The 26,559-nt window shown below is 68.4% G+C and carries 24 protein-coding genes, 1 pseudogene and 1 riboswitch; of the genes and pseudogenes, 20 read left to right on the top strand and 5 right to left on the bottom strand.

What is annotated here, in order from left to right; all coding sequences use genetic code 11:
* Positions 1-2 precede the first annotated feature (2 nt).
* The 7 genes from MAA8898_RS11340 to MAA8898_RS11310 all read left to right on the top strand — a co-directional run bounded on the left by MAA8898_RS11340 (position 3) and on the right by MAA8898_RS11310 (position 10,834).
* Complete coding sequence (locus MAA8898_RS11340; RefSeq protein ID WP_094021123.1) at positions 3-848, top strand: carbohydrate ABC transporter permease; 846 nt, start codon at positions 3-5, stop codon at positions 846-848.
* A complete protein-coding gene (locus MAA8898_RS11335) occupies positions 845-2,929 on the top strand; it encodes an alpha-galactosidase (protein ID WP_094021122.1) in 2,085 nt (694 codons plus the stop codon). The genes MAA8898_RS11340 and MAA8898_RS11335 overlap by 4 nt, the downstream gene beginning before the upstream one ends.
* Before the next feature lie 34 nt (positions 2,930-2,963).
* Positions 2,964-4,874: a beta-galactosidase gene (locus tag MAA8898_RS11330; protein WP_094021121.1), complete on the top strand. Its 1,911-nt coding sequence runs from the start codon at positions 2,964-2,966 to the stop codon at positions 4,872-4,874.
* A 108-nt stretch (positions 4,875-4,982) separates the two neighbouring features.
* Positions 4,983-6,434 carry a citrate lyase subunit alpha gene (locus MAA8898_RS11325; RefSeq protein WP_245853372.1) on the top strand — a complete coding sequence of 484 codons (1,452 nt, stop codon included), beginning with the start codon at positions 4,983-4,985 and terminating at the stop codon, positions 6,432-6,434.
* Positions 6,435-6,443: 9 nt separating this feature from the next.
* On the top strand, positions 6,444-7,949 hold the full coding sequence (locus MAA8898_RS11320) for a fumarate hydratase (protein WP_094021119.1): 1,506 nt from the start codon (positions 6,444-6,446) through the stop codon (positions 7,947-7,949).
* A 112-nt stretch (positions 7,950-8,061) separates the two neighbouring features.
* The gene (locus MAA8898_RS11315) at positions 8,062-9,453 is read left to right on the top strand and encodes an aspartate aminotransferase family protein (protein ID WP_370738622.1); all 1,392 of its coding nucleotides are present in this window, start codon (positions 8,062-8,064) and stop codon (positions 9,451-9,453) included.
* Positions 9,446-10,834 (top strand): glutamine synthetase family protein, encoded by a 1,389-nt coding sequence (locus MAA8898_RS11310; RefSeq protein ID WP_094021117.1) that lies wholly within the window; start codon positions 9,446-9,448, stop codon positions 10,832-10,834. Before MAA8898_RS11315 ends, MAA8898_RS11310 begins: the two co-directional genes overlap by 8 nt.
* 10 nt (positions 10,835-10,844) lie before the next feature.
* On the opposite strand, the gene MAA8898_RS11305 is transcribed toward MAA8898_RS11310, so the two are convergent.
* Positions 10,845-11,714, bottom strand: a complete 870-nt coding sequence (locus MAA8898_RS11305) for a glycosyltransferase family protein (protein WP_094021116.1) — start codon at positions 11,712-11,714, stop codon at positions 10,845-10,847.
* Between the two features lie 108 nt (positions 11,715-11,822).
* Here MAA8898_RS11305 and miaB point away from each other — a divergent pair, with 108 nt between their 5' ends.
* From miaB to trmB, 12 genes and pseudogenes are all read left to right on the top strand, one after another.
* The gene (miaB, locus tag MAA8898_RS11300) at positions 11,823-13,133 is read left to right on the top strand and encodes a tRNA (N6-isopentenyl adenosine(37)-C2)-methylthiotransferase MiaB (RefSeq protein ID WP_094021115.1); all 1,311 of its coding nucleotides are present in this window, start codon (positions 11,823-11,825) and stop codon (positions 13,131-13,133) included.
* 252 nt (positions 13,134-13,385) lie between these two features.
* A complete protein-coding gene (locus MAA8898_RS11295; RefSeq protein ID WP_094021215.1) occupies positions 13,386-13,949 on the top strand; it encodes an OmpA family protein in 564 nt (187 codons plus the stop codon).
* Positions 13,950-13,968: 19 nt separating this feature from the next.
* Positions 13,969-14,283, top strand: a complete 315-nt coding sequence (locus tag MAA8898_RS11290; RefSeq protein WP_094021114.1) for a hypothetical protein — start codon at positions 13,969-13,971, stop codon at positions 14,281-14,283.
* 204 nt (positions 14,284-14,487) lie between these two features.
* Positions 14,488-15,468 carry a PhoH family protein gene (locus tag MAA8898_RS11285; protein WP_094021113.1) on the top strand — a complete coding sequence of 327 codons (981 nt, stop codon included), beginning with the start codon at positions 14,488-14,490 and terminating at the stop codon, positions 15,466-15,468.
* Between the two features lie 43 nt (positions 15,469-15,511).
* Entirely contained in the window at positions 15,512-16,039 is a 528-nt protein-coding gene (ybeY, locus tag MAA8898_RS11280; RefSeq protein WP_094021112.1) for an rRNA maturation RNase YbeY, read from the top strand.
* A gap of 196 nt (positions 16,040-16,235) precedes the next feature.
* A pseudogene (locus MAA8898_RS11275) lies at positions 16,236-16,934 on the top strand (hemolysin family protein); the annotation flags it as partial.
* A 166-nt stretch (positions 16,935-17,100) separates the two neighbouring features.
* Complete coding sequence (lnt, locus tag MAA8898_RS11270; protein WP_245853369.1) at positions 17,101-18,654, top strand: apolipoprotein N-acyltransferase; 1,554 nt, start codon at positions 17,101-17,103, stop codon at positions 18,652-18,654.
* 39 nt (positions 18,655-18,693) lie between these two features.
* Positions 18,694-18,740: riboswitch (SAM-SAH riboswitch) on the top strand.
* 8 nt (positions 18,741-18,748) lie between these two features.
* Positions 18,749-19,915 (top strand): methionine adenosyltransferase, encoded by a 1,167-nt coding sequence (gene metK / locus MAA8898_RS11265; protein ID WP_094021109.1) that lies wholly within the window; start codon positions 18,749-18,751, stop codon positions 19,913-19,915.
* Between the two features lie 165 nt (positions 19,916-20,080).
* Positions 20,081-20,824 (top strand): dienelactone hydrolase family protein, encoded by a 744-nt coding sequence (locus MAA8898_RS11260; RefSeq protein WP_094021108.1) that lies wholly within the window; start codon positions 20,081-20,083, stop codon positions 20,822-20,824.
* Positions 20,821-21,369 (top strand): histidine phosphatase family protein, encoded by a 549-nt coding sequence (locus MAA8898_RS11255; RefSeq protein WP_245853368.1) that lies wholly within the window; start codon positions 20,821-20,823, stop codon positions 21,367-21,369. The genes MAA8898_RS11260 and MAA8898_RS11255 overlap by 4 nt, the downstream gene beginning before the upstream one ends.
* Positions 21,370-21,449: 80 nt before the next feature.
* Positions 21,450-22,088 (top strand): COG3904 family protein, encoded by a 639-nt coding sequence (locus MAA8898_RS11250; protein ID WP_245853367.1) that lies wholly within the window; start codon positions 21,450-21,452, stop codon positions 22,086-22,088.
* Between the two features lie 26 nt (positions 22,089-22,114).
* Positions 22,115-22,831 (top strand): tRNA (guanine(46)-N(7))-methyltransferase TrmB, encoded by a 717-nt coding sequence (gene trmB / locus MAA8898_RS11245; protein ID WP_094021107.1) that lies wholly within the window; start codon positions 22,115-22,117, stop codon positions 22,829-22,831.
* Positions 22,832-22,854: 23 nt separating this feature from the next.
* Here trmB and MAA8898_RS11240 read toward each other — a convergent pair whose 3' ends face one another.
* Entirely contained in the window at positions 22,855-23,559 is a 705-nt protein-coding gene (locus MAA8898_RS11240) for a winged helix-turn-helix domain-containing protein (RefSeq protein ID WP_094021106.1), read from the bottom strand.
* Positions 23,531-23,857, bottom strand: coding sequence for a hypothetical protein (locus MAA8898_RS11235; protein WP_245853365.1), 327 nt, complete (start codon positions 23,855-23,857; stop codon positions 23,531-23,533). The genes MAA8898_RS11240 and MAA8898_RS11235 overlap by 29 nt, the downstream gene beginning before the upstream one ends.
* Positions 23,858-24,035: 178 nt before the next feature.
* On the opposite strand from MAA8898_RS11235, the gene MAA8898_RS11230 reads away from it, so the two are divergent.
* The gene (locus MAA8898_RS11230) at positions 24,036-24,335 is read left to right on the top strand and encodes a hypothetical protein (protein WP_094021105.1); all 300 of its coding nucleotides are present in this window, start codon (positions 24,036-24,038) and stop codon (positions 24,333-24,335) included.
* Between the two features lie 94 nt (positions 24,336-24,429).
* On the opposite strand, the gene MAA8898_RS11225 is transcribed toward MAA8898_RS11230, so the two are convergent.
* Together MAA8898_RS11225 and puuE are read right to left on the bottom strand one after the other, a co-directional pair.
* Positions 24,430-24,924, bottom strand: coding sequence for an ureidoglycolate lyase (locus MAA8898_RS11225; RefSeq protein WP_094021104.1), 495 nt, complete (start codon positions 24,922-24,924; stop codon positions 24,430-24,432).
* 93 nt (positions 24,925-25,017) lie between these two features.
* Positions 25,018-26,430: an allantoinase PuuE gene (puuE, locus tag MAA8898_RS11220; protein ID WP_094021103.1), complete on the bottom strand. Its 1,413-nt coding sequence runs from the start codon at positions 26,428-26,430 to the stop codon at positions 25,018-25,020.
* Positions 26,431-26,559 lie beyond the last annotated feature (129 nt).

The raw sequence follows: 26,559 nt of genomic DNA, 5'->3' as shown, positions 1-26,559 counted from the left end.
CCATGTTCCCCCGCCCGATCCAGCAGGTCTCGGCCCCGTCCCGCATCGCCTACCAGATCGCGCTGCCGGTCGCGCTTATCCTCTGGCTGCTGCCGCTGCTGGGGGTCGCGCTGACCTCGGTGCGCCCGGCGTCCGACCTCGCCTCCGGCAACTACTTCGGCATGCCCTCGGCCATCGCCTTTTCGAACTACGCGGACGTGTTCAACAACTCGCCCATCGGGCAGTACATCTGGAACTCGTTCAAGGTGACGATCCCGACGATGATCGGCGCGGTGGCGATCAGCTGCATGACCGGCTTTGCGCTGGGCATCTACAAGTTCCGCCTGAACCTGGTGATCTTCTTCCTGTTCGTCGCGGGCAACTTCGTGCCGTTCCAGATCCTCATGGTCCCGGTGCGCGAGATGACGGTGAACATGGGGCTCTACAACACCACCACCGGCCTCGTGCTGTTCCACGTCGCGTTCCAGTCCGGGTTCTGCACGCTGTTCATGCGCAACTTCATCCGTTCGCTGCCGCGCGCGCTGATCGAGGCGGCGCGGGTCGAGGGCGTGCCGGAATGGAAGATCTTCGTCTACATCGTGCTGCCGATCATGCGGCCCGCAATCGCGGCGCTGTCGGTGCTGGTCTTCACCTTCATCTGGAACGATTATTTCTGGGCCACGGTGCTGACCACCTCGTCGTCGACCCAGCCGGTGACGGCGGGGCTGTATTCGCTCAACGGCCAGTGGATCGCCGCCTGGCACCTGGTGTCGGCGGGCTCCATCGTGGCGGCGATGCCGCCGGTGCTGATGTTCTTCCTGATGCAGAAGCATTTCATCGCCGGGCTGACGCTGGGTGCCGTGAAGTGACAGGGACCTGGCGGCTGGACGGTGCGCGTCAGACGCTGGTGCTGGCCTCCGTGGACGGGCGGTTGCCGCAGGTGGTCTACTGGGGCGCGCCCCTGCCGAGGGACGAGGACCTGGCCACCGTGGCGGCGATGCAGGGCATCGACGTCACCGGCGGGATGCTGGACCGCACCCCCGACCTGTCGATCTGCCCGGAGGCATCGGCCAGCTTTCCCGGTCAGCCCGGCCTTGTGGTACAGTCCCAGGACGGCACGCCGATCCTGCCGCGATTTGCCCTCACCGATGCGGCGGAGGGACAGAACAGCCTGTCGCTGACCTGCCGCGACGTGGACAACGGGCTGACCTACCGCGCCGAATTCGCGCTCGACCCTGACACCGGCGTCCTGACGGCGTGGGCCGAAGTGGCCTCTGACGCGCCGGTCCGCCTACACTGGCTGGCCGCCCCCGTCCTGCCCGCACCGCAGCGTGCCGACGAGCTGCTGGATTTCTCGGGCCGCTGGTGTGGCGAGTTCCAGGTCAACCGCGTGCCATGGACGCCGGGAATCCGGACCCGCGAAAGCCGCACGGGTCGGTCGGGGCATGAGCATTTCCCCGGCCTGATCGTCCCCGCGCGCGGGGCGACGAACACGGCTGGAGAGGCTTGGGGCTTTCACTACGGCTGGTCCGGCGGGCACCGCATGGTGGCCGAAGAACTGCCCGACGGCCGCCGCCAAGTCCAGTTTGGCCACGCCACGGGGACCGAGAAAGACGCCGACACGGTCTTTCGCACTGCGCCCCTGTTCTGCACCTATTCCGCCGCGGGGCTCAACGGCCTCGCCATCGCCTTTCAGCGCCACCTGCGCGACCGCGTCGTGACCTGGCCGCAGCCGGACCGCCCGCGCCCGGTGCACTACAACTGCTGGGAAGCGGTCTATTTCGACCACCGGCTGGAAGTCTTGCTGGACAACGCCACGCGGGCGGCAGCACTTGGCGCGGAACGCTTTGTGCTGGACGACGGCTGGTTCGGACGGCGCGACGACGACACCACCTCGCTGGGCGACTGGGTGATCGACGCCCGCAAGTACCCCGAAGGCCTGGACCCGCTGATCGACCACGTCCACGGGCTGGGCATGACGTTCGGCATCTGGTTCGAGCCCGAGATGGTCAACCCCGACTCCGATGTCTACCGGGCGCATCCCGACTGGGCGCTTGGCCCTGCCGACCAGGTGCTGGGGCGGCAGCAGATGGTGCTGGACATGGCCAACACGGAGGTGCGCGATTACCTCCATGACCGCATCGCGGCGGTGCTGTCGGCCTATGCCATCGACTACATCAAGTGGGATCACAACCGCCTGCTGCCCAGCCCGGACGCGGCGCAGACGCGCGGTGCCTATGCCCTGCTGGACCGGCTGCGCGCCGGTTTTCCGCAGGTCGAGATCGAAAGCTGCGCCTCTGGCGGGGGCCGGATCGACACGGGCATCCTCCAGCGCACCCAGCGGGTCTGGCTTTCGGATTCCAACGACGCGCTGGAGCGGCTGCGCATCCAGCACGACGCCGCGCTGTTCCTGCCCGCCGCGATCACCGGCAGCCATGTCGGCCCGCGCACCTGCCACACCTCCGGCCGCGTGTTCGACATCCGCTTTCGCGCCTGGGTCGCCGCGCAGCGCCACATGGGGTTCGAGATGGACCCGCGCGAGCTGACCGAGGATGAGGCCCGCGTCCTGACCGAGGTCACGACCTGGTGGAAGCGCAACCGCGACTGGATGATGGACGCGGATATCCTGCGGCTGGACAGCGCCGACCCGGCGGTGATCGCCGAACAGCAGCTGGCGCGTGATGGCGGGCGCTTTGTCGTCTTCGCGGGCAAGGCTGCGAGTTCCGCCCAGATCGCGCCGCGCCCGCTGTGCCTGACCCGGCTGGACCCGGACGCGCGCTACCGCGTGGAACTGGTCAACCGCGCCGATGGCCCGCGTCTGTCGCGCGGCGCACCGGCGCTGAAGGACGGGCCGCAGACCGTATCGGGGCGCTACCTGATGCAGGCCGGGCTGACACTGCCCTGGTCCTTTCCCGATACCATGTGGGTGGTCGAGGGCACGCGGCTGTGACCTCGCGCGCCCGTTCCCGAATGAGGCGACCGACATGACCCAGAGCCTGGGCGTCTGCTACTATCCCGAACACTGGCCCGAGGACACATGGGCCGAAGACGCGCGGCGCATGGCCGAGGCGGGGCTGACCTGGGTGCGGATCGGCGAATTCGCCTGGTCTCGGATGGAGCCGGAGCCGGGCAAGCTGGATTTCGACTGGCTCGACCGGGCGATCGACACCTTGGGCGCGGCGGGGCTGAAGGTGGTGCTGGGCACCCCCACGGCGACGCCGCCGCGCTGGATGCTGGACCGCCACCCCGACATGCTGGCCGTGGACCGCGAGGGGCGGCCGAGGGGCTTCGGCTCGCGCCGGCACTACTGTTTCAGCCACCTTGGCTATCGCGAGGAATGCAAGCGCATCGCCACCCTGCTGGGCCAGCGCTATGGTCGGCATCCGCATGTGGGTGCCTGGCAGATCGACAACGAATACGCCTGCCACGACACCACGCTCAGCTATTCGCAGGCCGCGCTGCACGGCTTTCGCGGCTGGCTGGCGCGCAAATATCAGTCGCCGCAGGCGCTGAACCGGGCCTGGGGCAATGTCTTCTGGTCGATGGAATACGCCAGCTTTGACGACATCGGCCTGCCGAACCTGACGGTGACCGAGCCGAGCCCGGCGCATGTGCTCGACTTCCGCCGCTATGCGTCGGAGCAGGTGGTCGAGTTCAACCGCGTGCAGACACGGGCGCTGCGACCGCTGACCGACGCGCCGCTGATCCACAACTACATGGGCGCGGCCCCCGGCGTGACGGATTTCGACCACTATGCCGTGGGCGCGGACCTCGACGTCGCCAGCTGGGACAGTTACCCGCTGGGGTTCCTGATCGACCGCGTGCCCGAGGATGGCGCGGGGCACAGGCTGGCCTTTGCCCGACAGGGGGACCCGGATTTCCAGGCCTTTCACCATGACCTCTACCGCGCCGTCGGGCGGGGGCGGCTGTGGGTGATGGAACAACAGCCCGGGCCGGTGAACTGGGCCGCGTGGAACCCCGCGCCGCTGCCCGGCATGGTCCGGCTGTGGTCGTCGGAGGCCTTTGCCCACGGCGCCGAGGTGGTGTCCTACTTCCGCTGGCGGCAGGCGCCCTTTGCGCAGGAACAGCACCACGCCGGCCTGTTGCGCCCCGACAGCGCCGCCGCGCCCGCCTTGGCCGAGGCGCGGCAGGTCGCCGACGAGATCACAGCGCTGGGTCCGCAGACCTGCGGACAGGCGCATGTGGCGCTGGTGTTCGACTACGTCTCGCAATGGGCCTGGGAGGTGCAGCCGCAGGGCCGCGACTTTGACCACATCGGCGCGGTCTTTGCCCTCTATCGCGGATTGCGCAAGCTGGGGCTGGACGTGGACATCCTGCCGCCCGGGGGCGATCCCACGGGCTACCGCCTGATCGTGGCACCGGCGCTGATGCACCTCGATCCGGACTGGGCACGGCAACTGACCTCCTCCGGGGCCACGCTGCTGTTCGGTCCGCGCAGCAATGCCAAGACGCCGGACATGGCGATCCCGGTGCCGCTGCCGCCCAACCTGCCGGGGCTGGAGGCAACGGTCGCGCGGGTCGAGACCTTGCCGCCGGGTCTGACGGTGCCGGTCACGGGCGGCGGCGCGGTGATCCGCTGGCGCGAGGAGATCGAGACCGGGGCCGAGGTGCTGTTGGCCTCGGAGGATGGGTTGCCTGTGTTGATCGCCGCCGGGCGCACGGCCTACCTGGGCGGCTGGCCGGACACTGCCCTGTGTGCCCGCGTGCTGGGCCTGCTGTGCGACAGGGCGGGGGTCAGGACCTGCCCGATGCCCGGCGCGCTGCGCCAGCGCCACACGCGGGAGTCGCGGTTCCTGATCAACTACGGGGCTGAGGCGGTGACCTACGATGGCGTGACGGTGCCCGCCGCCGGGGTTGTCTGGATACCGCGCTGAAGCGCTGAGGCGGGATGTGACCTGCCCATTCCCGACCCTGCAACAGTCGTGTAGCACTCGGGGCAGGAGGATCCTGCGATGGCACATGACGCACCCCGCCCACCCGGCGTGACAAGCACCCCGAAGGCCGCAGGCATCGTCAAGACCTGGTCGCGCCCCGGCAAGCCCGTCCTGCCGGATCTGGATGCGGCCTTTGCCCTGCTGGGCCTGACGGACGGCGCGACGCTGTCCTTTCACCATCACCTGCGCAACGGCGATGCGGTCATGGTCGCGGTGATCGACGCGGCGGCGTGGGCCGGGCTGCGCGGTTTGCACGTCGCAGCCTCGTCGGTCTTTGCCGTCCACGCGCCGCTGGTGGCGCACATCGAAAGCGGGGTGATCGGCAGCCTCTGCACCAACTTCCTGTCCGGCCCGGTGGCCGGGGCGGTGTCGCGCGGCGCGCTGAAGACGCCGGTGGTCCTGCGCACCCATGGTGGCCGCGCCCGCGCCATCGCCAGGGGCGCGTTGACAATTGACGCCGCCTTTGTCGCCGCGCCCAGCGCCGACGCCATGGGCAACATCAGCGGCACCATCGGCCCGCGCGCCTGCGGCGTGCTGGGCTACCCGCAATGCGACGCGACCCACGCCCGGCGGGTGGTGGCGGTGACCGACACGCTGGTGGACTACCCCGCGCAGGACATCCAGATCGCGCAGGACCGGGTGGACATGGTGGCACTTGTGCCCTCGCTGGGCGATGCGGCGGGCATCCTGTCGGGCACCACGCGGCCCAGCGACCGGCCCGAGGACCTGGCGATTGCCGACCTCGCAGCTAGGGTGATCGCCGCCAGCGGGCTGCTGGTCGAGGGGTTTTCGTTGCAGAACGGCGCGGGCGGCACCTCGCTGGCCACGGCGGCGGCGCTGGGGCGGATCATGACGGCGCGCGGCGTCACCGGCAGCTTTGCCAGCGGCGGCATCACCGGCTTTCACGTCGACATGCTGGAGGCCGGGCTGTTCCGCGCCCTGCTGGACGTGCAGTGTTTCGACCACCGGGCCATCGCCTCCTTTCACGGTGACCCGCGCCACCAGGCCATGTCCGCCTCGATGTACGCCAACCCGCACCAGCGCGGCGCGGTGGTGGACCGGCTGGACGCCGTGGTGCTGGGCGCGGCCGAGGTCGATCTCGATTTCAACGTCAATGTCACCACCCGCGCCGACGGCATCATCATGGGCGGATCGGGCGGCCACGCGGACACGGCGGCGGGCGCGAAACTGGCCATTGTCACCACGAAACTGACCGCCGCCGGCTTCCCCAAACTCGTCGACCGCGTCGGCACCCTGACCACGCCGGGGGCCACCATCGACGTGGTGGTGACCGACGCCGGGATCGCGGTGAACCCGGCCCGCGCCGAGCTGGCCGACCGCCTGCACGCCGCCGGCCTGGCGCCCGTGCCCATCGCCGAGCTGCACCGCCTCGCCCTGTCGCGGGCCGAACGCCTGCCGCAGCCCCCCCGCTCCGAAACCGTCGTCGCCCTGTCCGAGTACCGCGACGGCACCGTCACCGATGTCATCCGCCAGGTCTGAGGAGCCGCCATGCCCGCCATCACCGAGGCCCATGTCACCGACAGCATCGCCGACGCGCTGCAATACGTCGCCTGCTACCACCCCGCCGATTTCATCGCCGCCATGGGTGAGGCGTACCAGCGCGAGGAGAACCCCGGCGCAAGAAACGCCATCGGCCAGATCCTCGCCAATTCTCGGATGTGCGCGCTGCGCCACCGGCCGATCTGCCAGGACACAGGCATCGCCAATGTGTTTCTCGAGATCGGGGTCGAGGCGCGGCTGGACTGGAAACGGCCCTTGCAGGATATCGTCGATGACGCAGTGCGCCGCGCCTACCTGCTGGACACGAATCCGCTGCGCGCCTCTGTCGTGCGCAACCCGCTGGGCCCGCGCGAGAACACCCGCGACAACACCCCCGCCATGGTGCAGGTCGAGATGGTCGCCGGGGACAGGGTCGGCATCACCGTTTCGGCCAAGGGCGGCGGGTCCGAGAACAAGACCAGGTTCGCGGTGCTGAACCCCTCGGCCTCGGTTGCCGACTGGGTGGTGGAGACGGTCGAGACGCTGGGCGCGGGCTGGTGCCCGCCGGGGATGCTGGGCATCGGGGTCGGCGGCAGCGTCGACAAGGCCATGACCATGGCCAAGCTGTCGCTGAACGATCCCATCGACATATTCGACCTGCTGGCGCGGGGTCCAAGGGACCGGGCCGAGGAACTGCGGCTGGAGATCTACGAGCGGGTGAACGCGCTGGGCATCGGCGCGCAGGGGCTGGGCGGGCTGACCACGGTGCTGGACGTCAAGCTGCGGCACTTTCCGACGCACGCGGCCTCTCTGCCGGTCGCACTGATTCCGAACTGCGCCGCCACCCGGCATGTTCATTTCACGCTGGACGGCACGGGGCCTGCCACCTTCGACCCGCCCGACCTGTCGCTCTGGCCCGAGGACACGCTGGACACGGCGGCAGGGTCCGCCCGCCGGCTGGACCTTGACGTGCTGGACGCGGCCACGCTGGCCAGCTTGAAACCGGGTGAGACGCTGCTCTTGTCCGGCACGCTCTACACCGGGCGCGACGCCGCGCACAAACGCATGGTCGAGACGCTGGACAGGGGCGAGGTGTTGCCGGTCGACCTGAAAAACCGCGCGATCTACTACGTCGGCCCGGTCGATCCGGTGGGTGACGAGGTGATTGGCCCGGCCGGTCCCACCACCTCGACCCGGATGGACAAGTTCACCCGCCAGGTGCTGGCGCAGACCGGGCTGAAGGTGATGATCGGCAAGGCCGAGCGCGGGCCCGAGGCCATCGCCGCGATCCGCGACCACGGCGCGGTCTACATGATCGCCGTTGGCGGCGCGGCCTTCCTGGTGTCCAAGGCGATCCGCGAGGCGGAACCGGTGGCCTGGCAGGACCTCGGGATGGAGGCGATTTACCGGCTGCGGGTCGAGGACATGCCCGTCACCGTCGCCGTCGATACCCTTGGCAACTCGATCCACGAGACCGGACCCTGGGCCTGGAGGCGGGTGCCGGTGCTGACCTGACCGCGGACCCTGACCAGTGGTCACGCGGACGGCGCGACCGATCGCACCTTGGCGCGGCAGATCGGCCGGACTAATGTCACGCGGCCCTCACATCGGACCGATCATGACCACAATCTCCGCCCTTCCCCCGTCGCAGGACATCGCCGGTCTCGACCCGCTGCGCCTCGAATCCCTTCGCGCCCGCGAGGCGCAGCGCTTTGTCGCCGCGCGGCCGCGCTGCAAGAAGGCGCTGGACAAGGGCGCGGCGCCCTGGCTGAACGGCGTGCCGATGCACTGGATGCGCGACTGGCCCTCGCCCTTTCCTCTGGTGGTGAAACAGGCCGAGGGCGCGCGGCTGACCGATCTGGACGGCCACACGCTGGACGATTTCTGCCTCGGCGACACCGGGTCGATGTTCGGCCATGCGCCCAAGCCGGTGGCGCGGGCGATCCGGCGGCAGGCGAAACGCGGGCTGACCTACATGCTGCCGTCCCGGGCGGCGCTGCGCGCGGGCAAACTGCTGCGCGAGACCTTCGGGCCTTTCGTCTGGCAGATGACGCTCAGCGCGACCGATGCCAACCGCAACGCCCTGCGGGTGGCCCGCGCGGTCACCGGGCGGCGCAAGGTGCTGGTGTTCAACGGCTGCTATCACGGCACGCTGGAGGACACGATGGTCGCGCTTGAGGACGGCCATACGGTGCCGCGCCCGGGTCTTGTCGGGCAGGGCTTCGACCTGACATTGGGCGCGGTCTGCGTCGAGTTCAACGACCTTGCCGGGGTCGAGGCGGCACTGGCGCAGGGTGACGTGGCGGCGATCCTGACCGAGCCGGTGATGACCAATTCCTGCATGGTGCTGCCACAGGACGGGTTCCTGGACGGGCAGCGGCGTCTGGCTGACGCGCATGGCGCGCTGCTGATCCTGGACGAGACGCACACCCAGTCGTCCGGCCTGGGCGGCTATACCCGCGTGCACGGTTTGAAACCGGACATCTTCGTGATCGGCAAATGCGTGGCGGGCGGGATGCCGACCGCGCTCTGGGGCATGACGGACGAGGTCGCACAGCGCTTCCGCGCCTATGACGCCGCGCGCCCGCCGGGGCATTCGGGCATGGGCACCACGCTGGCCGGCAACCCGATGCAGTTTGCCTGCCTCGAGGCGACGTTGTCCGAGGTCGCCACGCCCGAGGCCTTTGCCCACATGGAGGCGGGGGCGGCGCGGCTGGCGCGCGGCCTGACGCAGGTGATCGACACCGCCGGCCTGCCCTGGCACGTCGTCCGCGTCGGCGCGCGGGTGGAGTTCATCTGCGCCCCCGGCCCGCTGCGCAACGGGACCGAGGCCGCCGCCGCGCATCAGCCGGCGGTGGAATCCGCCGTCCACCTGGGCCTGCTCAACCGCGGCTGCCTGATCGCGCCGTTTCACAACATGATGCTGGTCAGCCCGGTTACCACCGACGGCCAGATCGACACGCTGGTCTCGGCCTTTGCCGATGTCGTGGCCGAACTGAAGGACCCTTCCCGTGACTGACACCTGCCCCTCGGGCGCTACCCTGGCCGAGGCCCAGGCCTTTCTCGACGCCCATCCGCAGATCGAGGCGGTCGACATCCTGCTGCACGATTCCAACGGCATCGGGCGCGGCAAGATCATTCGCCGGCATGAGCTGGAAGGGCTCTACACGGGTGGCCGCCACATGCCGATCTCGATTCTGGGCCTCGACGTGGTGGGCGAGGACGTGCATGAAACCGGGCTGATCTGGGATGCCGGCGACGGCGACCTGCGCGCCTGGCCGGTGCCCGGATCGCTGGTGGCGCAGCACGGCACAAACCCCGCGCGGGCCGAACTGTTCCTGTCGCAGTACCATCTGGACGGCACGCCGATGCTGTCCGATCCGCGCCATGCGCTGACCCGCCAGGTCGCCGCGCTGGCCGCGCTGGACCTGCACCCCTCCGCCGCCTTCGAGCTGGAGTTCTTCCTGCTGGACCCGGAGCGCGACGGGCAAGGCCGCGTGCAGCCCGCGCGCGACGTGCTGGACGGGCGCAGGTCCGCCAAGACCGAGGTCTATTCGGTCGACCACCTGATCGGCATGCAGCCGCTGTTCGACGATATCTATGCCGGGGCCAGGCTGGCCGGGATCGTTGCCGAGACGCTGATTTCCGAATACGCGCCCGGCCAGTACGAGCTGACGCTGCACTACCGCGATGACATCATGCAGGCCGCCGACGACTTGGTGCGGCTGAAACGCATTGTGCGCGCACAGGCGCGGCGGCATGGCGTCGTCGCCTGCTTCATGGCCAAGCCGATTGCCGAATACGCAGGGTCAGGCATGCACCTGCACGTCAGCCTGCGTGACGGGCAGGGCCGCAACGCGCTGGCCGAAGCGCCCGGCCAGGGCTGGACCGACACGCTGCGCCACGCCATCGGCGGCACGCTGGCCACGATGGGCGAGTCGATGCTGGTCTTTGCGCCGCACGCCAACAGCTGGCGCCGCTTTGCCAACCAGAGCTATGCGCCCGTCTCGCCGACCTGGGGCGTCAACAACCGCTCCGTCGCGATCCGCATCCCCGAGGGCGACATATGCGCCCGCCGGATCGAGCATCGCCCCGCCGGGGTCGATGCCAACCCCTACCTAGTCGCCGCGACCGTGCTGGCCGCCATGCACAAGGGCATCGTCGAACGGATCGACCCCGGGCCGGAAACCACCGGCAACGGCTACGAGGCCGACACCGGCGGCAGCATCCCGCGCGACTGGAACGCCGCCATCGCGGCGGCGCAGGGCTCGGCGTTCCTGAAGGAGGCGCTGGGCGAGGAAATGCACCGCACCTTCACCGCCGTGAAGGCGGCGGAATACGCCCGCGTCGCCCGCACCGTGCCGGACGTGGACTACGATCTGTACCTGCACCGGATCTGAGGCGCGCGCCTCAGAACCACTGTCCCGGTTCCATCAGGCCGAGGTCCAGCAGCTGCCGCGAATGCCATTCGAACGGCGTCGAGTTGCGCCAGCGAAAGCTGCGGATGTCGAAGGTCGAGCCGGGGTTGTGCTTCAGCGCCTTGGCGGTGCGGAACGAGGCCAGAGCGCAGGTCAGGTTGTTGTGCCAGGGACAGGCGTAGGTGTTGTATTCCTCGTCGGAAAAGGTGTGGTCGTCGCGTAGGCTAAGCCCCGGCTTGGCGCGAAAGATGCTGATGCGGTCGATCTTGCGCCGGTTCTCTGGGACGTGCTCCTCGTAGCGCCAGCGCAGCCCGCCGAAGAAATCCAGCTGCCGTTCCTTGGGGTGGTTGTGGTTGGCCGGGTCGGGCCGGGCCAGCGCGTAATAGCCCGCCCGGTCGATCCATGCATCGTCCAGCGACACGGCATCGGGGCAGCGGTCGAGGTCGCCGGCGTAGAGGTCGACGACATAGGTCAGCATGGCGTCGCGCCGTTCCTCGGTGTGGTAGGTCAGCATCTCGGACACCGTGCGGCTCTCCGAGAAGGGGTAGAACAGGTATTCGGCGTTGTAGCAGTAGAACATCCACTGCCCGGCGGCGCGCGGGATCAGGGCGTTGACCGCCTGTTGCAGCGCCCCCTCCTGCCGCAGGTCATGGGCCACGTGGTGCACCTTGTCCCGCAGGTCGGCCGGCACGGGCAGCGTTTCCTCGCCGAACAGGATCACCGTCCGGAATCCGCAGTTGCGGTGATGGCGCAGCGTGGTGCCCAGCTCCACCGCGTCCTCGGCAAAGATCAGCGCGACAGGTCCGCGCGACACGACATCGCCGGCGCTGTTCAGGAAGGTGGTCAGGTCCTTGTAAAACATGCTCGGCCTCTGGACAGCCTTTTGCGACAGAGTCGGTGAAAATCTCGTGCATTGCAAGGCGGGGGGATTCTGCGGTATCGCAGCCCTTCGAACGGAGGAGCGCGCGCCATGGCCCCGAAGAAGCTGTTTATCAAGACCTACGGCTGTCAGATGAACGTCTACGACAGCGAGCGCATGGCCGAGGCCATGGGTGGCGAGGGCTACGAGCAGACCGAGCGTCCCGAGGACGCCGACCTGATCCTGCTGAACACCTGCCACATCCGCGAAAAGGCGGCGGAAAAGGTCTATTCCGAGCTGGGCCGCTACAAGGGCCTGAAGGCGGCGAACCCCGAGTTGAAGATCGGCGTGACCGGCTGCGTGGCCCAGGCCGAGGGCGCCGAGATCATGCGCCGCCAGCCGATGGTCGATCTCGTGGTCGGCCCGCAGAGCTATCACCGCCTGCCGCAGATGGAGGCAAAGGTCCGTGCCGGGGAAAAGGCGCTGGACACCGAGTTTCCCGAGGAAGACAAGTTCGAACACCTGAAAAGCCGCCCCAAGGCGGCGCGCGGGCCGACGGCATTCCTCACCGTGCAGGAGGGCTGCGACAAGTTCTGCGCCTTCTGTGTGGTGCCCTACACCCGCGGGGCCGAGGTCAGCCGCCCGGCCGAGCGTGTGCTGCGCGAGGCCCGCGACCTGGTCGAGCGCGGCGTGCGCGAGATCACGCTGCTGGGCCAGAACGTCAACGCCTACCACGGCCATGACGGCGGGCTGGCGGGCCTCATCCATGCGCTGGCCGGGATCGACGGGCTGGCGCGCATCCGCTTTACCACCTCGCACCCCAACGACATGGACGAGGCGCTGATCGCCGCCCATGCCGAGTGTGACAAGCTGATGCCCTATCTGCACCTGCCGGTGCAGTCCGGCAGCGATCGCATCCTGAAACGGATGAACCGCCAGCACACCGCCGAAAGCTACCTGAAGTTGATCGACCGGCTGCGCGCCGCGCGGCCGGACCTGCATATGTCGGGCGATTTCATCGTCGGCTTTCCCGAAGAGACCGAGGCCGATTTCCAGGCCACGCTGGACCTGATCGAGGCGGTGCACTACGGCTCGGCCTTTTCGTTCAAGTACTCCGAACGCCCCGGCACCCCCGCCGCCGAGCGCCCGCAGGTGCCCGAGGACGAAAAGGACGACCGGTTGCAGCGGCTCCAGGCCCTGCTGACCCGGCAGCAACGCGAGCTTCAGGGCGCGATGGTCGGGCGCGACGTGCACGTGCTGTTCGAAAAGCCGGGACGGATGCCCGGGCAGATGGTCGGCAAGTCGGAATACCTGCACGCGGTGCATGTCGAGGGGGGCGGCCACCGCCCCGGCGACCTCGCCCGAATCCGAATCGACTCCAGCGGCCCGAACTCGCTCAAAGGGGTGTCCAACCCGCTGTAGGAGGCCCCAGAACTCTTTGTTTCGAAAAAAGGGTTCAGATTATCCACAGCAAACTAAAGCATTTTCGAGAACTGTTTCCGAATTTGGGACAATGAACGTTGCTTTTCACTTCACAGGAAGGGCAACTTTGCTAGTGTGTTGATTATAGTAAATATGCGTGCGCCCGCTGCCAACCGTGGCACACGCATTGGGGGAAACACGAATCTAAAGGACCAGGCTGTGGCGTATCGCATTTCCAAGGCCATCTGCGCGATGGCGCTTGCGGTTGTCGCTGGTCTGTCGGCCACTGCGCCGGCAGTCGCTGACGACGCAGGCAACGCACCTTTCATTTCCACGCAGAACACCCGCACCATCAAGGGTGAGCAGTATATCCCCGGCATCTGGGTCGATCCGGACGGCTGCGAACATTGGGTCATGGACGACGGGGTCGAGGGGTACATGGACATTCACCTCGACCGCAAGGGGATGCCGGTCTGCCGCCGGTCGAACACCTGCGGCGTTCTGAACACCGACCAGTATTTCGCGACCGACAGCTACAAGATCTCCAAGGCGGGCCAGCAGCGCATCGCCGAATTCTTCCGCAGCGCCAGCGCCGTGGGCTACGTGATCGCCGGACACACCGACAGCCGCGCGTCCGACGAATACAACATCAAGTTGAGCTACAACCGTGCGATGGCCGTTGCCAGAGTCGCCGCGGCGGTCGGGGCCAACATCACCGACGTGCGCGGCTACGGCGAACGCATGCCGGTCGCTGCCAACAACACCGCAGATGGCATGGCCAAGAACCGCCGTGTCGAAATCCTCTGCTTCCGGTAATCCTAGGGGGATCTGGACCATGAACTATGCAAAACCGCTCCTCGCGCTCGCGCTGGCGGGGATTGTCTCGGGCTGCGTCGACGTGCCGATCGGCCCGGACAAGAGCCAGGACCGCAACCTGTTTGACCGCGATGACCTGACGCAGATGAAGGCGGGTATCTGGGTCGATCCGAACGGCTGCGACCACTGGATCATCGACGACGGCGTCGAAGGCTACCTGTCGCTGCGGCTGGACAAATACGGCAAGCCGGTCTGCTCGGGCATCGCTCCGCCGACCGTCGTCACCGGCGATTTCAAGGGCGGCTCGACCTCGCTCATCGGCGACCCGCTCTGATCCGGGGCGCCCCGGCCCGGGCCGGGGTCCGTCCACCTGGGCACCAAAGGCCGCGCGACGCCCGTCACGCGGCCTTTTTTCATGGCAATTGCATGACAATTGCACGCGCCACGCGCCCGAGACTTGCGTCACACCGCGCACCCGTGCACCATATCTAGGAGAAACCTGCGGTCGGAATCGCAAGGCACCTTACAGGAGACGGGTTTGACCGCGGGCACACTGACCGAAGCCATCCTAGAATTCCCCGACAATCGATTGCTGATCGACCTCTGCGGCGAATTTGACCGCAACCTCACCGACATCGAAGCCCGCACCGGCGTGCAGATCCTGCGCCGCGGCAATCAGCTGGCGGTGCATGGCCCCGAAGACGTGGTGCCCGCGGCGACCGAGGTGCTGCGCGGGCTCTACCAGCGGCTGGAGCAGGGCCGCGAGGTGGGGCGCGGCGACATCGACCGCTTTTTCCGCATGGCCGACGAAGAATTGCCCGACGAACAGCTCGAGATGTTCGGTGGCCGCGGTCCGGTCGAGATCAAGACCCGCAAGAAGCTGGTCGAGCCGCGCACCGACGCGCAAAAGGCCTATGTCCAGGCGCTGTTCGACAACGAGATGTGCTTTGGGATCGGCCCGGCCGGCACCGGCAAGACCTACCTGGCCGTCGCCGTGGGCGTGCACATGCTGATCACCGGCGAAGTGGACAAGATCATCCTCTGCCGCCCCGCCGTCGAGGCGGGCGAAAGGCTGGGCTTCCTGCCCGGCACGCAGGAGGAAAAGGTCGATCCCTACATGCAGCCGCTCTACGACGCGCTGAACGATTTCCTGCCGGGCAAGCAACTGGCCAAACTGCGCGAGGAAAAGACCGTCGAGATCGCGCCGCTGGCCTTCATGCGCGGCCGCACCCTGTCGAATGCCTTTGTCGTGCTGGACGAGGCGCAGAACGCCACCACCATGCAGATGAAGATGTTCCTGACCCGTCTGGGCGAAGGGTCGCGCATGGTGATCACCGGCGACCGCACCCAGATCGACCTGCCGCGCGGCGTGCCCTCGGGCCTCGCCGACGCCGAGCGCCTGCTGGACCGCATCCCCGGCATCTCGTTCAGCTACTTCACCTCCAGGGACGTGGTGCGCCACCCGCTGGTCGCGGCCATCATCGAGGCCTACGAAAAGGATTTCGAGGGTCTGAAGTGAACCGCCGTCGAGGGTTGATATCAGGTCCGGGACCTGGCCGGAGATGCTGACCGACACCATCCTCGAAGACGACCGCTGGGGCGCGCTGGCGCTTGGGCCGCTGGCGGAGTCCGCGGCGCTGGCCACGCTGAGGCGTCTCTCGCTCGATACGTCTGCTTACGAGATCGCGGTGCTGGGCTGCGACGACACCCGCATCGCCGCGCTCAACACCGATTTTCGCGGCAAGCCCACGCCGACCAACGTGCTCAGCTGGCCGTCCGAGGACCTGTCCGCCGAAACCGAGGGCGACAGCCCCTTGCCGCCCGAGCCGGAGGACGCGGACGACCCCCACCACCTGGGCGACATCGCCCTGGCCTGGGAGACCTGTGCGCGGGAAGCCGCCGATCAGGGCAAGGACATGGCACACCATGTCACACATCTGATCGTTCACGGGGTGTTACATCTGCTGGGATATGACCATATCCGTGACGCAGATGCCACGCTCATGGAGGGGCTTGAGGTCGAAATACTTGGAAAACTCGGCCTGCCAAACCCATATGATGATGACGACACCGGCCCTGAAGGGGCATGACTGGAACGGATTGATGGGCGATAGCGAAGACTCGTCTAAGGCGGCGCACAGCGCGCATGGGACGGGACAGATGACCGGAACGAAGCCCCGCAAGGGCTTGTTGAAGACATTGTTCGGCTGGATCGGCGGATCGGGGCAGGGCGGGACCACCACACCGGCGAATTCCTCCGCCGCGCCGGCCAAGGCCGTGCACGGCATGATGAACCTGCGGCGCATGCGCGTCGAGGACGTGGCCATCCCCAAGGCCGAGATCATCGCCGTCCCCAGCACGATCACCCGCGACGACCTCGTCAAGATCTTCCGGCAAAGCGGCATGACCCGCCTGCCGGTGTTCGAAGGCACGCTCGACACGCCCGTGGGCATGGCGCACCTCAAGGATTTCGCCCTGCAACACGGGTTTGACTCCAGCGGCGGACGCTTCAACCTGAAAAAGATGCTGCGGCCGCTGCTGTTCGTGCCGCCGTCGATGCCGATCGGCGTGCTGTTGCAGAAGATGCAGAGCGAACGGCGGCACATGGCGCTGGTGATCGACGAATACGGCGGCGTCGACGGGCTGGTGACGATCGAGGACCTGATCGAACAGGTCATCGGCGAGATCGAGGACGAGCACGACACCGACGAGGACCAGTACTGGACCCGCGAAAAGAGCGGCTGCTACCTGGCGCAGTCCAAGACCCCGCTGGTGGACTTCGAGTCCGAGCTTGGCTTTCAGCTGACCGACCACGACGACATCGACGGCGAAGAGATCGACACGCTGGGCGGCCTTGTCTTCATGCTGGCGGGCCGCGTCCCTGCGCGGGGCGAGGTGGTGCAGCACCCGGCGGGCCTGGATTTCGAGGTGGTCGACGCAGACCCGCGCCGGATCAAGCGGCTGCGCGTGCGCCTGCCCGACGCCCGGCGGACCGAGACGGCAGCGCTGCCCGCACCCGCACCCGCACCCGCACCCGCACCCGCACCCGCCCCGGCCACGCCGGCCGCCGCGCCGAATGGCGCCACGGCCTCGGCCCCGACTCCCGCAACCCCGGTGCATGAGCCCGAGTCGCAACACTCGGACGCGGGCCGTGCCTGACAACGCGGCGGCCGCGCCCGCGCGGTCCCCGTCGCAGGGGCTGCCGGCCTGGCTGCGCCTGCCGCTGGCCCTGGCGGCGGGTGTGGTCATCGGGCTGGGACAGGCCCCCTACGACCTGTGGTATCTTGCCTTTCCGGGCTATGTCGCGGCGCTCTGGCTGGCGCTGGCTGCGCCGCGCGGGACGCGGCTGGGCCTGACGGGCTGGACCGTCGGCCTGGGCTACTTCGGCTTTTCCATGAACTGGATCGTCGAGCCGTTCATGGTGGATGCCGCGGCGACGGGTTGGATGGCGCCGTTCGGGCTGATCGGTCTGGCCGGCGGGCTGGCGATCTTCTGGGCGCTGGCCTTTGCGCTGGCCGGCCGGGCCGGGCGGCACCGCGCGGCGGTGCTGGTCGTGGGCTGGAGCGTCGTGGAACTGGCCCGCGCCTACCTGCTGACCGGCTTTCCCTGGGCGCTGGTGGCCTATGTCTGGGCGCCGGTTTCGGTGATCCAGTGGGTCAGCGTGATCGGCCCGCATGGGTTGACGCTGGCCACGCTGGGCAGCGCCGCGCTGATCGCCGTGGCGCTGCGCCCCGGTCCGGCGCGCCGCCGTGCCGGGCTGGCCGCGGCAGTCCTGCTGGCGCTGCTGGCGGGCGGCGGGCTGCTGTTGACCCCGCCGCCGCAGGACCTGGCCGGGCGCCCGGTGGTGCGGCTGGTCCAGCCGAACGAGCCGCAGCACCAGAAATGGGACCCGGCGATGATCCCGGTCTTTACCAAGCGCAAGCTGGAGGCCACCGCCGCCCCCGCGGCCGAGGGCCTTGAGGCGCCCGCGCTGATCGTCTGGCCCGAGACCAGCATTCCCGACCTGCTGCACCGCGCCGGCCCCTTCCTTGAGACGGTGGACGAACTGGCCGGACCGGCGCAGGTGATCGTCGGCGTGCAGCGCGCCGACCAGGGCGGCTATTACAACTCATTGGTGGTGATCGCGCCGGATGGCGCGGTCGGCGGTCTCTATGACAAGCATCACCTCGTGCCGTTCGGGGAATACATGCCGGCGGCAGAGTTCTTCGCCCGCTGGAACATCGCCGGCCTCGCCGCGCGGGCCGAGGGTGGCTACAGCCCCGGACCCGGCCCCCAGGTCATTTCGCTGGGCGCGCTGGGCGTGGCGCTGCCGCTGATCTGTTACGAGGCGGTGTTTCCGCAGGACGTGAACGGCGCACCGCTGCGTCCCGACATGCTGGTGCAGATCACCAACGACGCCTGGTTCGGCACCTTTTCCGGGCCGTTCCAGCACCTGGCACAGGCGCGCATCCGCGCCATCGAGCAGGGGCTGCCGATGCTGCGCGCCGCCAATACCGGCGTGTCGGCGGTGATCGACGGGGCGGGGCGGATCCTGGCGCAACTGCCGCTGGGCGTGGCGGGCCACGTCGACGCACCCCTGCCGCCGCCGCTGCGCCGCACGCTCTACAGCCGGACCGGCGACTGGCCCGTCACGATCGCCCTGTTGCTGGCCGTTGCGACACTGTTGCAGGCACGCCGCCGCCCGGCGCGCCCAGAATCCGATTGACCGCGACCGCAACGGGGATTACCCGCAGGCGGACATCAAAACCCGTCACAACGGCTTCCTGGCGTGACGGCGTCATCATTGGAGCACCACACTCATGTCACGACAGAACTACATCTTCACCTCCGAGTCGGTCTCGGAGGGGCATCCCGACAAGCTGTGCGACCGTATTTCGGACGCCGTGCTGGATGCGCTGCTGACCGAGGAGTCCAACGCCCGGGTGGCCTGCGAGACCTTTGCCACCTCCGGCCTGGTCGTGATCGGCGGCGAGGTTGGCCTGTCGAACCAGGAGCGGCTGAAGGACTACATGGGCCGGATCGGCCAGATCGCCCGCGACTGCATCAAGGACATCGGCTACGAGCAGGAAAAGTTCCACTGGAACACCTGCCACGTGCTGAACTTCCTGCACGAACAGTCCGCCCACATCGCGCAGGGCGTCGACAAGGACGGCGCGGGCGACCAGGGCATCATGTTCGGTTACGCCACCAACGAGACGCCCGAGCTGATGCCGGCGCCGATCCAGTATTCGCACGCGATCCTGCGGCGGCTGGCCGAGGTGCGCAAGTCCGGCAAGGAGCCGTCGCTGCGCCCCGACGCCAAGTCGCAGCTGTCGGTCCGCTACGAGGACGGCAAGCCGGTGGGCGTGACCTCGATCGTGCTGTCCACCCAGCACGAGAGCGAGGACCAGTCCAGCGACGACATCCGCGCCATCGTCGAACCCTACATCCGCGACGTGCTGCCGCAGGGCTGGATCACCGAGGAAACCGAATGGTGGGTGAACCCCACCGGCACCTTCGTGATCGGCGGACCGGACGGCGACGCGGGCCTGACCGGGCGCAAGATCATCGTCGACACCTACGGCGGTGCCGCGCCGCACGGCGGCGGCGCCTTCTCGGGCAAGGATCCGACCAAGGTGGACCGTTCCGCCGCCTATGCCGCGCGCTATGTGGCCAAGAACGTGGTCGCGGCGGGCCTGGCCGACAAATGCTCGGTCCAGCTATCCTATGCCATCGGCGTGGCCAAGCCGCTGTCGATCTACGTCGACACCTACGGCACCGAGAAGGTGGACGTGCAGGCGATCGAGCGGGCCATTCCCCGGGCCATGGACCTGACCCCGCGCGGCATCCGCACGCACCTGGACCTGAACAAGCCGATCTACCAGCGCACCGCGGCCTACGGGCACTTTGGCCGCGCGCCCGAGGCGGACGGCGGCTTTTCCTGGGAAAAGACCGACCTGGCCGAGGCGCTGAAGAAGGAAATCTGAAGGCCGGGGGCGCTGCCCCCTCGCCCCGGACTGCGTCCGGGTCTCACCCCCGGGTGTATTTTTCCAGAGAAGAAGCACAAAGGGCGCTCCCCGCGGGGGGCGCCTTTTCTTTTGCGCGGACGGGCTATCCTCTTGCGAGGGAGACACCAGACAGGAGACACCGACATGATCCGCAGCTTTTTCGCCGCCGCCGTGCTGGTGGCGGGCGCCGCCCAGGCCGAGATTCAGGCCGGCTATCACCAGTACACCGTGGGCGACCGCACCTATGAAGGGTATGTCGCCACCAACACCGCCATCACCCCCAAGGGCACAGTGCTGATCGTGCACGATTGGGACGGCATGACCGAGTACGAGGAGCGCCGCGCCGAGATGCTGGCCGCGCTGGGCTACACCGCCTTTGCCATCGACGTCTACGGCGCCGACGTGAACCCGACCACGGTGGACGAGAACCGCGCTTTGTCCGGCGCGCTGTATGGAGACCGCGACGAGTTCCGCGCCCGGCTGATGGGCTCGATCATGGAGGCGGTCAACATCCCCGGCGCGACCGAGGGCGTGGTGATGATGGGCTATTGCTTTGGCGGGGCGGCGGTGCTGGAGGCGGCGCGCGCGGGCGCCGAGCTGGACGGCTTTGTCAGCTTCCACGGCGGGCTGGGCACGCCCGAGGGGCAGGACTACAGCGCCACCAGCGCGCCGGTCATGCTGTTCCATGGCAGCGCGGACCCGGTGTCCGGCATGGCGGACCTGGCGTCGCTGCTGGACCAGTTGCAGGCGGCGGGCGTGCAGCACGGCGCACAGGTCTTTGGCGGGGCGCGGCACAGCTTTACCGTCTACGGCTCGAACGACTATGACCTGACCGCCGACCAGGGCAGCTGGGAAGGGCTGCTGGCGTTCCTGGACGACCGGCTGTGATCCGGGCGCTGCTGCTGGTCCTTGGGCTGCTCTGGCCGGGGGGGATCGCGGCCGCGAACGACTGGGAGGCGCTGGGGCAACCCGGCGCCTTTGTCCTGATGCGGCACGCGCAGGCGCCGGGCACCGGCGATCCGGCGGGTTTTGTGCTGGGCGATTGCGCCACGCAACGCAATCTGGACGATGCAGGCCGGGCGCAGGCGCGGGCCATCGGGGCGGCGTTCCGCGCGCAGGGCATCGTCTTTGACGTGGTGCTGACCAGCCAGTGGTGCCGCTGCCTTGAGACCGCCGAGCTGCTGGACCTCGGCCCGGTGGAGGTGGTGCCGGCCTTCGACTCGTTCTTTGCCGAGTTCAGCGACCGCGAGGCCCGCACCGCCGAGGCGCGGATGGTGCTGGAGGCGCGGCGGGACGAACGGCTGATCGTCGTTACCCACCAGGTCAACATCAGCGCGCTGACCGGGCGCGGCACGCGGTCGGGCGAGGCGCTGGTGGTGCGCCGCGGGGGCGACGGGCTGGAGGTGCTGGGCAGCATCCTGATCGCGCCCTGAGCGGGGCGCATCGGGCTTGCCCCCCGGGCGGGCGCGGGGTTTGATGCGCCGCAGTGACTCGTTGCGATGTGAGGACCCCCATGCTGCTGTGCCGTACCGTTCTGATCTGCCTGGTGCCGGTCCTTGCCATGGCCGAAAGCCAGCAGCAGGAGGCCAGCGGCAAGTTCCGCATCGAGGGCAGCACGCTGTTCTACGACGGCGAGGCGGCGCGCGATCCCAAGAACACCGAGATCGAGTCCGAGGACGTCGACGAGTTGCTGGCGCTGTTGCGCGTCAACGACGGCATCACCGAGCTGTGGCTCAATTCGGTCGGTGGCGGCGTCTGGGCCGGGCAGGAGATGGCCCGCCTGGTCATGGACTTCGAGCTGGACACGCGGGTGACCGGCGAATGCAGTTCGTCCTGCGTGACGGTCTTTCTCGCTGGGGCCCGGCGGACGCTGGAGCGCGGCGGCAAGCTGGGCTTTCACCAGCGCAGCTGGTCGGCGGAAGCGATGCGCACCTATTACGATTCCTGGCGGCAGGACGAGGGCTGGGAGACGCCCTTCGATTTCGCGTCCTGGGTCTATGAGGACACCCAGAGCGAAATCCACAAGGAAATGACCTACATGATCTCCCGCGGGGTCGATCCCGCTTTCGCGATCGAGACGAAACGGATGCGCAGCACCATCTGGTTCCCCTCGCGGGCCGAGCTGCTGGCGGCGGGCGTCTTGCACGAATAGGCGGGAGGCGCTAAAGCCTCGCCGCCATGACCAGTTCGAACAAGCATCCCGACGCGCCGTGGCGCAATTTCTACGGCCGCGTGCGGGGCAAGACCCTGCGCCCGAAGCAGGAAGAGTACCTGCAGGAGGATCTGGACCACCTGTCGCCCGGCCCGGTCGACTGGGAGGTCAACCCGACGCGGCAACCGCTGGACCTGGACGCGCTGTTCGGCGACGCGCCGGTCTGGCTGGAGATCGGCTTTGGCGGCGGCGAACACATGGTGCACCAGGCGGCGCTGTACCCGGGGGTCGGGATCATCGGGGCCGAGGCCTTCATCAACGTCGTGGCCATGCTGCTGGGCAAGATCCGCGAGGCCGGGGTGCAGAACCTCCGGGTCTACCCGGGCGACGTGCGCAACCTGTTCGACGTGCTGCCGGAGGGGTCGATCGACAAGGCCTTTCTGCTGTATCCGGACCCATGGCCCAAGAAGAAGCACCACAAGCGGCGCTTCGTGACGCCCGAGCACCTGGCGCCGCTGGCGCGCGCGATGCGGCCGGGGGCCGAGTTCCGCGTGGCGACCGACATCCCGGACTACGTTCGCCAGACGCTGGTCGAAGTGCCCAAGGCCGGGTTCCGCTGGACCGCCGAGCGCCCCGCCGACTGGCGCAGGCCCTGGGACGACTGGACCTCGACCCGCTACGAACAGAAGGCGCTGCGCGAGGGCCGGGTGCCGCATTACCTGACCTTTGTCAGGGAAGGGTAAGGGGCGGCTCTTGGGAGTCTCGCTCAGACCACCTCGATCACGCCCTTGTCGATGGCCAGCATGTAACCGCGCCGGGCGATGTTCTTGACCAGCAGCTCGCTGACGATCTGGTTGCCCAGCCCGTCGCGCAGCCGCTTGATCCGGGTAGCACCTGCGGCCTCGTCGCAATCCGCCTCCGAGCGGCCCGAGATCACCGCCTCGATCTGTGCGCCGGTCAGCATCTCGTCGTCCAGCCGCGCCTCGGCCAGAACGGCCAGCGTCTCCATCATCGCCTCGGTCAGCTTGAAGCCCATGGTGTTGAGATAGACGGTGTTTTCCTCGCGCGAGATGATCAGCGAGCTGACCTGGATGCCCGAGCGTTCCACCTGCGCCATGCGCCGGTTGAGCGAGATCAGCAGCACCAGGAAGACCAGCGCCGCCACCAGCAGCGCGGTGGCAAAGACCAGCAGGACAAAGATCACCACCCGGTAACTGGCCAGCGTGTCGGAAAAGGCGGTGCCGGACTGCGCGAGGATCTCCAGCAGCTTGACCTCGGCCTGGCTGGTCAGGTTGTCGTTCTCGACAAAGATCCGCTCGACCCGCGCGTTGAAGGCGTTGGCGTCGGGCAGGGTCAGCATCAGCAGACCGCCGGCCAGCGCGAGGATGGCGACGATGGCGGCGATTCCGGCCGCGACGATGCGCGTGCCGGAGCGGCGGCTGTCAGTAACGGAGATAGAATTGGCCGGCATTCGCTCGTTCTGAACTGGAGGGCGGACTGGTCGACATCCTGACCACATTCAAGAGGGTCCAGCCGCCGGATGCAAGGCGGCTTGCGGCGATGTTGGCGGCCTGCCCGCCGGAGGGGCAACTGCCGCCGATCACCAGCACGCCGTAATGCAGGCGCAGCGGCTGGTCCTGCTTGGCCTTGTAGGAGACGTAGCAGTCGGCGGCGGCGGCCCCGGGCAAGGCCAACGCAAGCACCAGCAGCAGCGGGCCAAGAAGGCGGGCGAGTGTCCGGGACATGATGATGATGACCTGTGAACGCATGCCGCCAACCTGCGCCCTGCGTCCGGGAAATTCAATAACCGTAAAGGGCTGGCAGGGCGGTTATCGGATAACCGGGGCTTGATATTGCGCCGCAGGGCGGGGCGGGACCAGGCTGAACCCCTGCCGCCCCGCGCGGGACGGCTGTGACCCGGAGGTCAATTCAGAGAGGATCCACCTTATGTCTGCACGATTCATCACTGCCGTTCTTGCCGCCGGCGCCCTGATTGCCACGCTGTCCACGGCCGCGCCCGCACAGGCGGGCCATGACAGGGAATTCAAGCGCTTCCTCGGCGCCGCCGTCGGTCTCTACATCCTTGGCCAGGCCATCGAGCACCACAACTACCGGGGCCGGGTGATGCACCACAAGCAATACCGCCAGCAGCATCACAAGCCGTGGCGGCAGAAGCAATGGAACCGCAACCCCTGCGGCAATGCCCATTGGGACCGCCGCACCAACACCTGCTACCGCTACCGCTGATTCCCGCCCGAGCAGTCCCCGCCCCGGCGGGGAAGACCGCGATGCGTCCAGGCATTGCGGCAGGAAGGGGTCCCCGTCGGGGGCCCCTTTTTCGTCAGGGGGTGTCGGGCGCGACGATCGTCAGCGGGGTGTCCAGCATGTGTTCCGTCAGGTTCGCGGTGTCGCCGATGCGGTCCACCACGGCAAAGAGGCCGGGCGCGGCCAGCGGCGTCAGCACTCCGTGCCAGGTGCCGCGATGCAGGTTCACCCCTTGGCCGGGCGCGGCGAGGAAGGCATGCACCGGCCCGGGGATGTCGCCCGCCTCGGCGACGATCACCAGCCAGGGGTTGCGGTGCATCGGCAGAAAGGCCTGGCTGCCCTCGGGGTGGCGTTCGACCATGTCGAGCAGGTAGGGCAGGGCGCGCGGTTCGGCGTCGAACAGGCTGATGCCCGCCCGCCCGCCGGGGCCGAAGTCCAGCCGCGCGCGGTCATGGTAACGGCCGCATTTGCCGGCGTTGATGATCCGGTCGGGGGCACCCTGGGTGTCGAGCACCTCGCCGAAGGGGGCAAAGGCGGCCTGGGTCAGCGGTTGGGCGATGATCTGCGGCATGGTCTGTCCTGTTTGGCGGGGGAGGGGGGCGCTGCCCCCGTCGCGCGGCGCGCGACTCCCCCGGAGGTATTTGGAGAGAGAAGAAACACGGGGTCAGAGAGCGGCTTCGAGGCGCAGGCGCGCGATGCGTTCCACCTGGCGGCAGGCCTCGGTGAATTCGGTTTCGCTGTCGTTGCAGAGGCGCCGTTCGAAGGCGGCGAGGATGCCGTGTTTGTCATGGTCGCGCACGGCGATGATGAAGGGAAAGCCGTGTTTGGCGGTGTAGGCGTCGTTCAGTTCGGTAAAGCGGGTGCGCTCGGCGTCGGTCAGGGCGTCGAGGCCGGCGCTGGCCTGTTCGGCGGTCGACTCGGTCGTCAGGCGGCGCGCGGCGGCGAGCTTGCCGGCAAGGTCGGGGTGGGCCTTGAGCACCTCCAGGCGTTCGGCCGGCGTGGCGCGGCGAAAGGCGCGGGCCAGCGCATTGGCCAGCCCGGCGGGACGGTCGTGCGCCGGACCCAACTCCAGGTCAAACGCGCGCTCGGCCACCCAGGCGCTGTGTTCGTAGATGCCGCCAAAGCGGGTGACAAAGGTCTCGCGGTCCATGCTTGACGGGCGCTCGGCCGTCACGGGCGGATGGGTGGCGGCCCAGTGTTCGGCGATCTGCAACCGCGTGGGGGTCCAGACGCCTTCATGTCCGGCGATATGGTCGAGAAAGCGCTTCAGCCCGGCGATCTTGCCCGGGCGGCCGACCAGGCGGCAGTGCAATCCGACGCTCATCATCGCCGGCCGGCCCTCCTGCCCTTCGGCGTAGAGCGTGTCGAAGGCGTCGCAGAGGTACTGGCCAAAGTCCTGCCCGGTGACCCAGCCGGGCGCCCCGGCAAAGCGCATGTCGTTGGCTTCCAGCGTGTAGGGGATGATCAGCTGCGGCCTGCCGCCGAAGTCGCGCCAGTAGGGCAGGTCATCGTCGTAGGTGTCCGACACATAGGCCATCTGCCCGGTTTCGGCCACCAGACGCAGGGTGTTCATCGAGCAGCGCCCGGTGTACCAGCCGCGCGGCGGCGTGCCCGTCACCTCGGTGTGCAGGCGGATCGCCTCCTGGATCTGGGCGCGCTCCTCGTCCTCGGGCATGTTGCGGTGTTCGATCCATTTCAGCCCGTGGCTGGCGATTTCCCAGCCGGCATCCGACATCGCCTCGACCTGTTCGGGAGAGCGCGCCAGCGCCGTGGCGACGCCGTAGATCGTCAGCGGCACGCCCGCGCCGGTGAACAGCCGGTGCAGCCGCCAGAACCCGGCCCGCGCGCCGTATTCGTAGATCGATTCCATGTTCCAGTGCCGCTCGCCCGGCCAGGGCGCGGCGCCGGGGATGTCCGACAGAAAGCCTTCGGAGGCGCCATCGCCGTGCAGCAGGCAGTTCTCGCCGCCTTCCTCGTAGTTCAGCACGAATTGCACGGCCACGCGGGCGCCGCCGGGCCACTGCGGGTCGGGGCGGTCGGGGCCGTGGCCGATCATGTCGCGGGTGTAGCGGTGCATCCTGGGCCTGCCTTTCCTTGGGCGATTGCCCTAGAGGCACTGTGCCGAGGCGCGATTGTCAAGGGTCGCGAGCGGCAAAATCGCCCGCCGCCGATCTGGCGGCGACAGGTGCGCAAGACATGGACAGGG

This window comes from Antarctobacter aquimaris (assembly GCF_900184945.1).
In the GTDB taxonomy this organism is placed as follows: Bacteria; Pseudomonadota; Alphaproteobacteria; order Rhodobacterales; family Rhodobacteraceae; genus Maliponia; species Maliponia aquimaris.
The sequence above is the reverse complement of the archived record's forward strand: the minus strand, read 5'-3'. Positions and strand labels throughout refer to the sequence as shown.

What these genes read in the sequence shown, in the direction of transcription:
- MAA8898_RS11340 (WP_094021123.1), top strand. Translation starts at nt 3, where the DNA reads ATGTTCCCCCGCCCGATCCAGCAGGTCTCGGCCCCGTCCCGCATCGCC.
- MAA8898_RS11330 (WP_094021121.1), top strand. Translation starts at nt 2,964, where the DNA reads ATGACCCAGAGCCTGGGCGTCTGCTACTATCCCGAACACTGGCCCGAG.
- MAA8898_RS11320 (WP_094021119.1), top strand. Translation starts at nt 6,444, where the DNA reads ATGCCCGCCATCACCGAGGCCCATGTCACCGACAGCATCGCCGACGCG.
- MAA8898_RS11305 (WP_094021116.1), bottom strand. Translation starts at nt 11,714, where the DNA reads ATGTTTTACAAGGACCTGACCACCTTCCTGAACAGCGCCGGCGATGTC.
- miaB (WP_094021115.1), top strand. Translation starts at nt 11,823, where the DNA reads ATGGCCCCGAAGAAGCTGTTTATCAAGACCTACGGCTGTCAGATGAAC.
- MAA8898_RS11295 (WP_094021215.1), top strand. Translation starts at nt 13,386, where the DNA reads ATGGCGCTTGCGGTTGTCGCTGGTCTGTCGGCCACTGCGCCGGCAGTC.
- MAA8898_RS11290 (WP_094021114.1), top strand. Translation starts at nt 13,969, where the DNA reads ATGAACTATGCAAAACCGCTCCTCGCGCTCGCGCTGGCGGGGATTGTC.
- ybeY (WP_094021112.1), top strand. Translation starts at nt 15,512, where the DNA reads ATGCTGACCGACACCATCCTCGAAGACGACCGCTGGGGCGCGCTGGCG.
- metK (WP_094021109.1), top strand. Translation starts at nt 18,749, where the DNA reads ATGTCACGACAGAACTACATCTTCACCTCCGAGTCGGTCTCGGAGGGG.
- MAA8898_RS11260 (WP_094021108.1), top strand. Translation starts at nt 20,081, where the DNA reads ATGATCCGCAGCTTTTTCGCCGCCGCCGTGCTGGTGGCGGGCGCCGCC.
- MAA8898_RS11250 (WP_245853367.1), top strand. Translation starts at nt 21,450, where the DNA reads ATGCTGCTGTGCCGTACCGTTCTGATCTGCCTGGTGCCGGTCCTTGCC.
- trmB (WP_094021107.1), top strand. Translation starts at nt 22,115, where the DNA reads ATGACCAGTTCGAACAAGCATCCCGACGCGCCGTGGCGCAATTTCTAC.
- MAA8898_RS11240 (WP_094021106.1), bottom strand. Translation starts at nt 23,559, where the DNA reads ATGCCGGCCAATTCTATCTCCGTTACTGACAGCCGCCGCTCCGGCACG.
- MAA8898_RS11235 (WP_245853365.1), bottom strand. Translation starts at nt 23,857, where the DNA reads ATGCGTTCACAGGTCATCATCATCATGTCCCGGACACTCGCCCGCCTT.
- MAA8898_RS11230 (WP_094021105.1), top strand. Translation starts at nt 24,036, where the DNA reads ATGTCTGCACGATTCATCACTGCCGTTCTTGCCGCCGGCGCCCTGATT.
- MAA8898_RS11225 (WP_094021104.1), bottom strand. Translation starts at nt 24,924, where the DNA reads ATGCCGCAGATCATCGCCCAACCGCTGACCCAGGCCGCCTTTGCCCCC.
- puuE (WP_094021103.1), bottom strand. Translation starts at nt 26,430, where the DNA reads ATGCACCGCTACACCCGCGACATGATCGGCCACGGCCCCGACCGCCCC.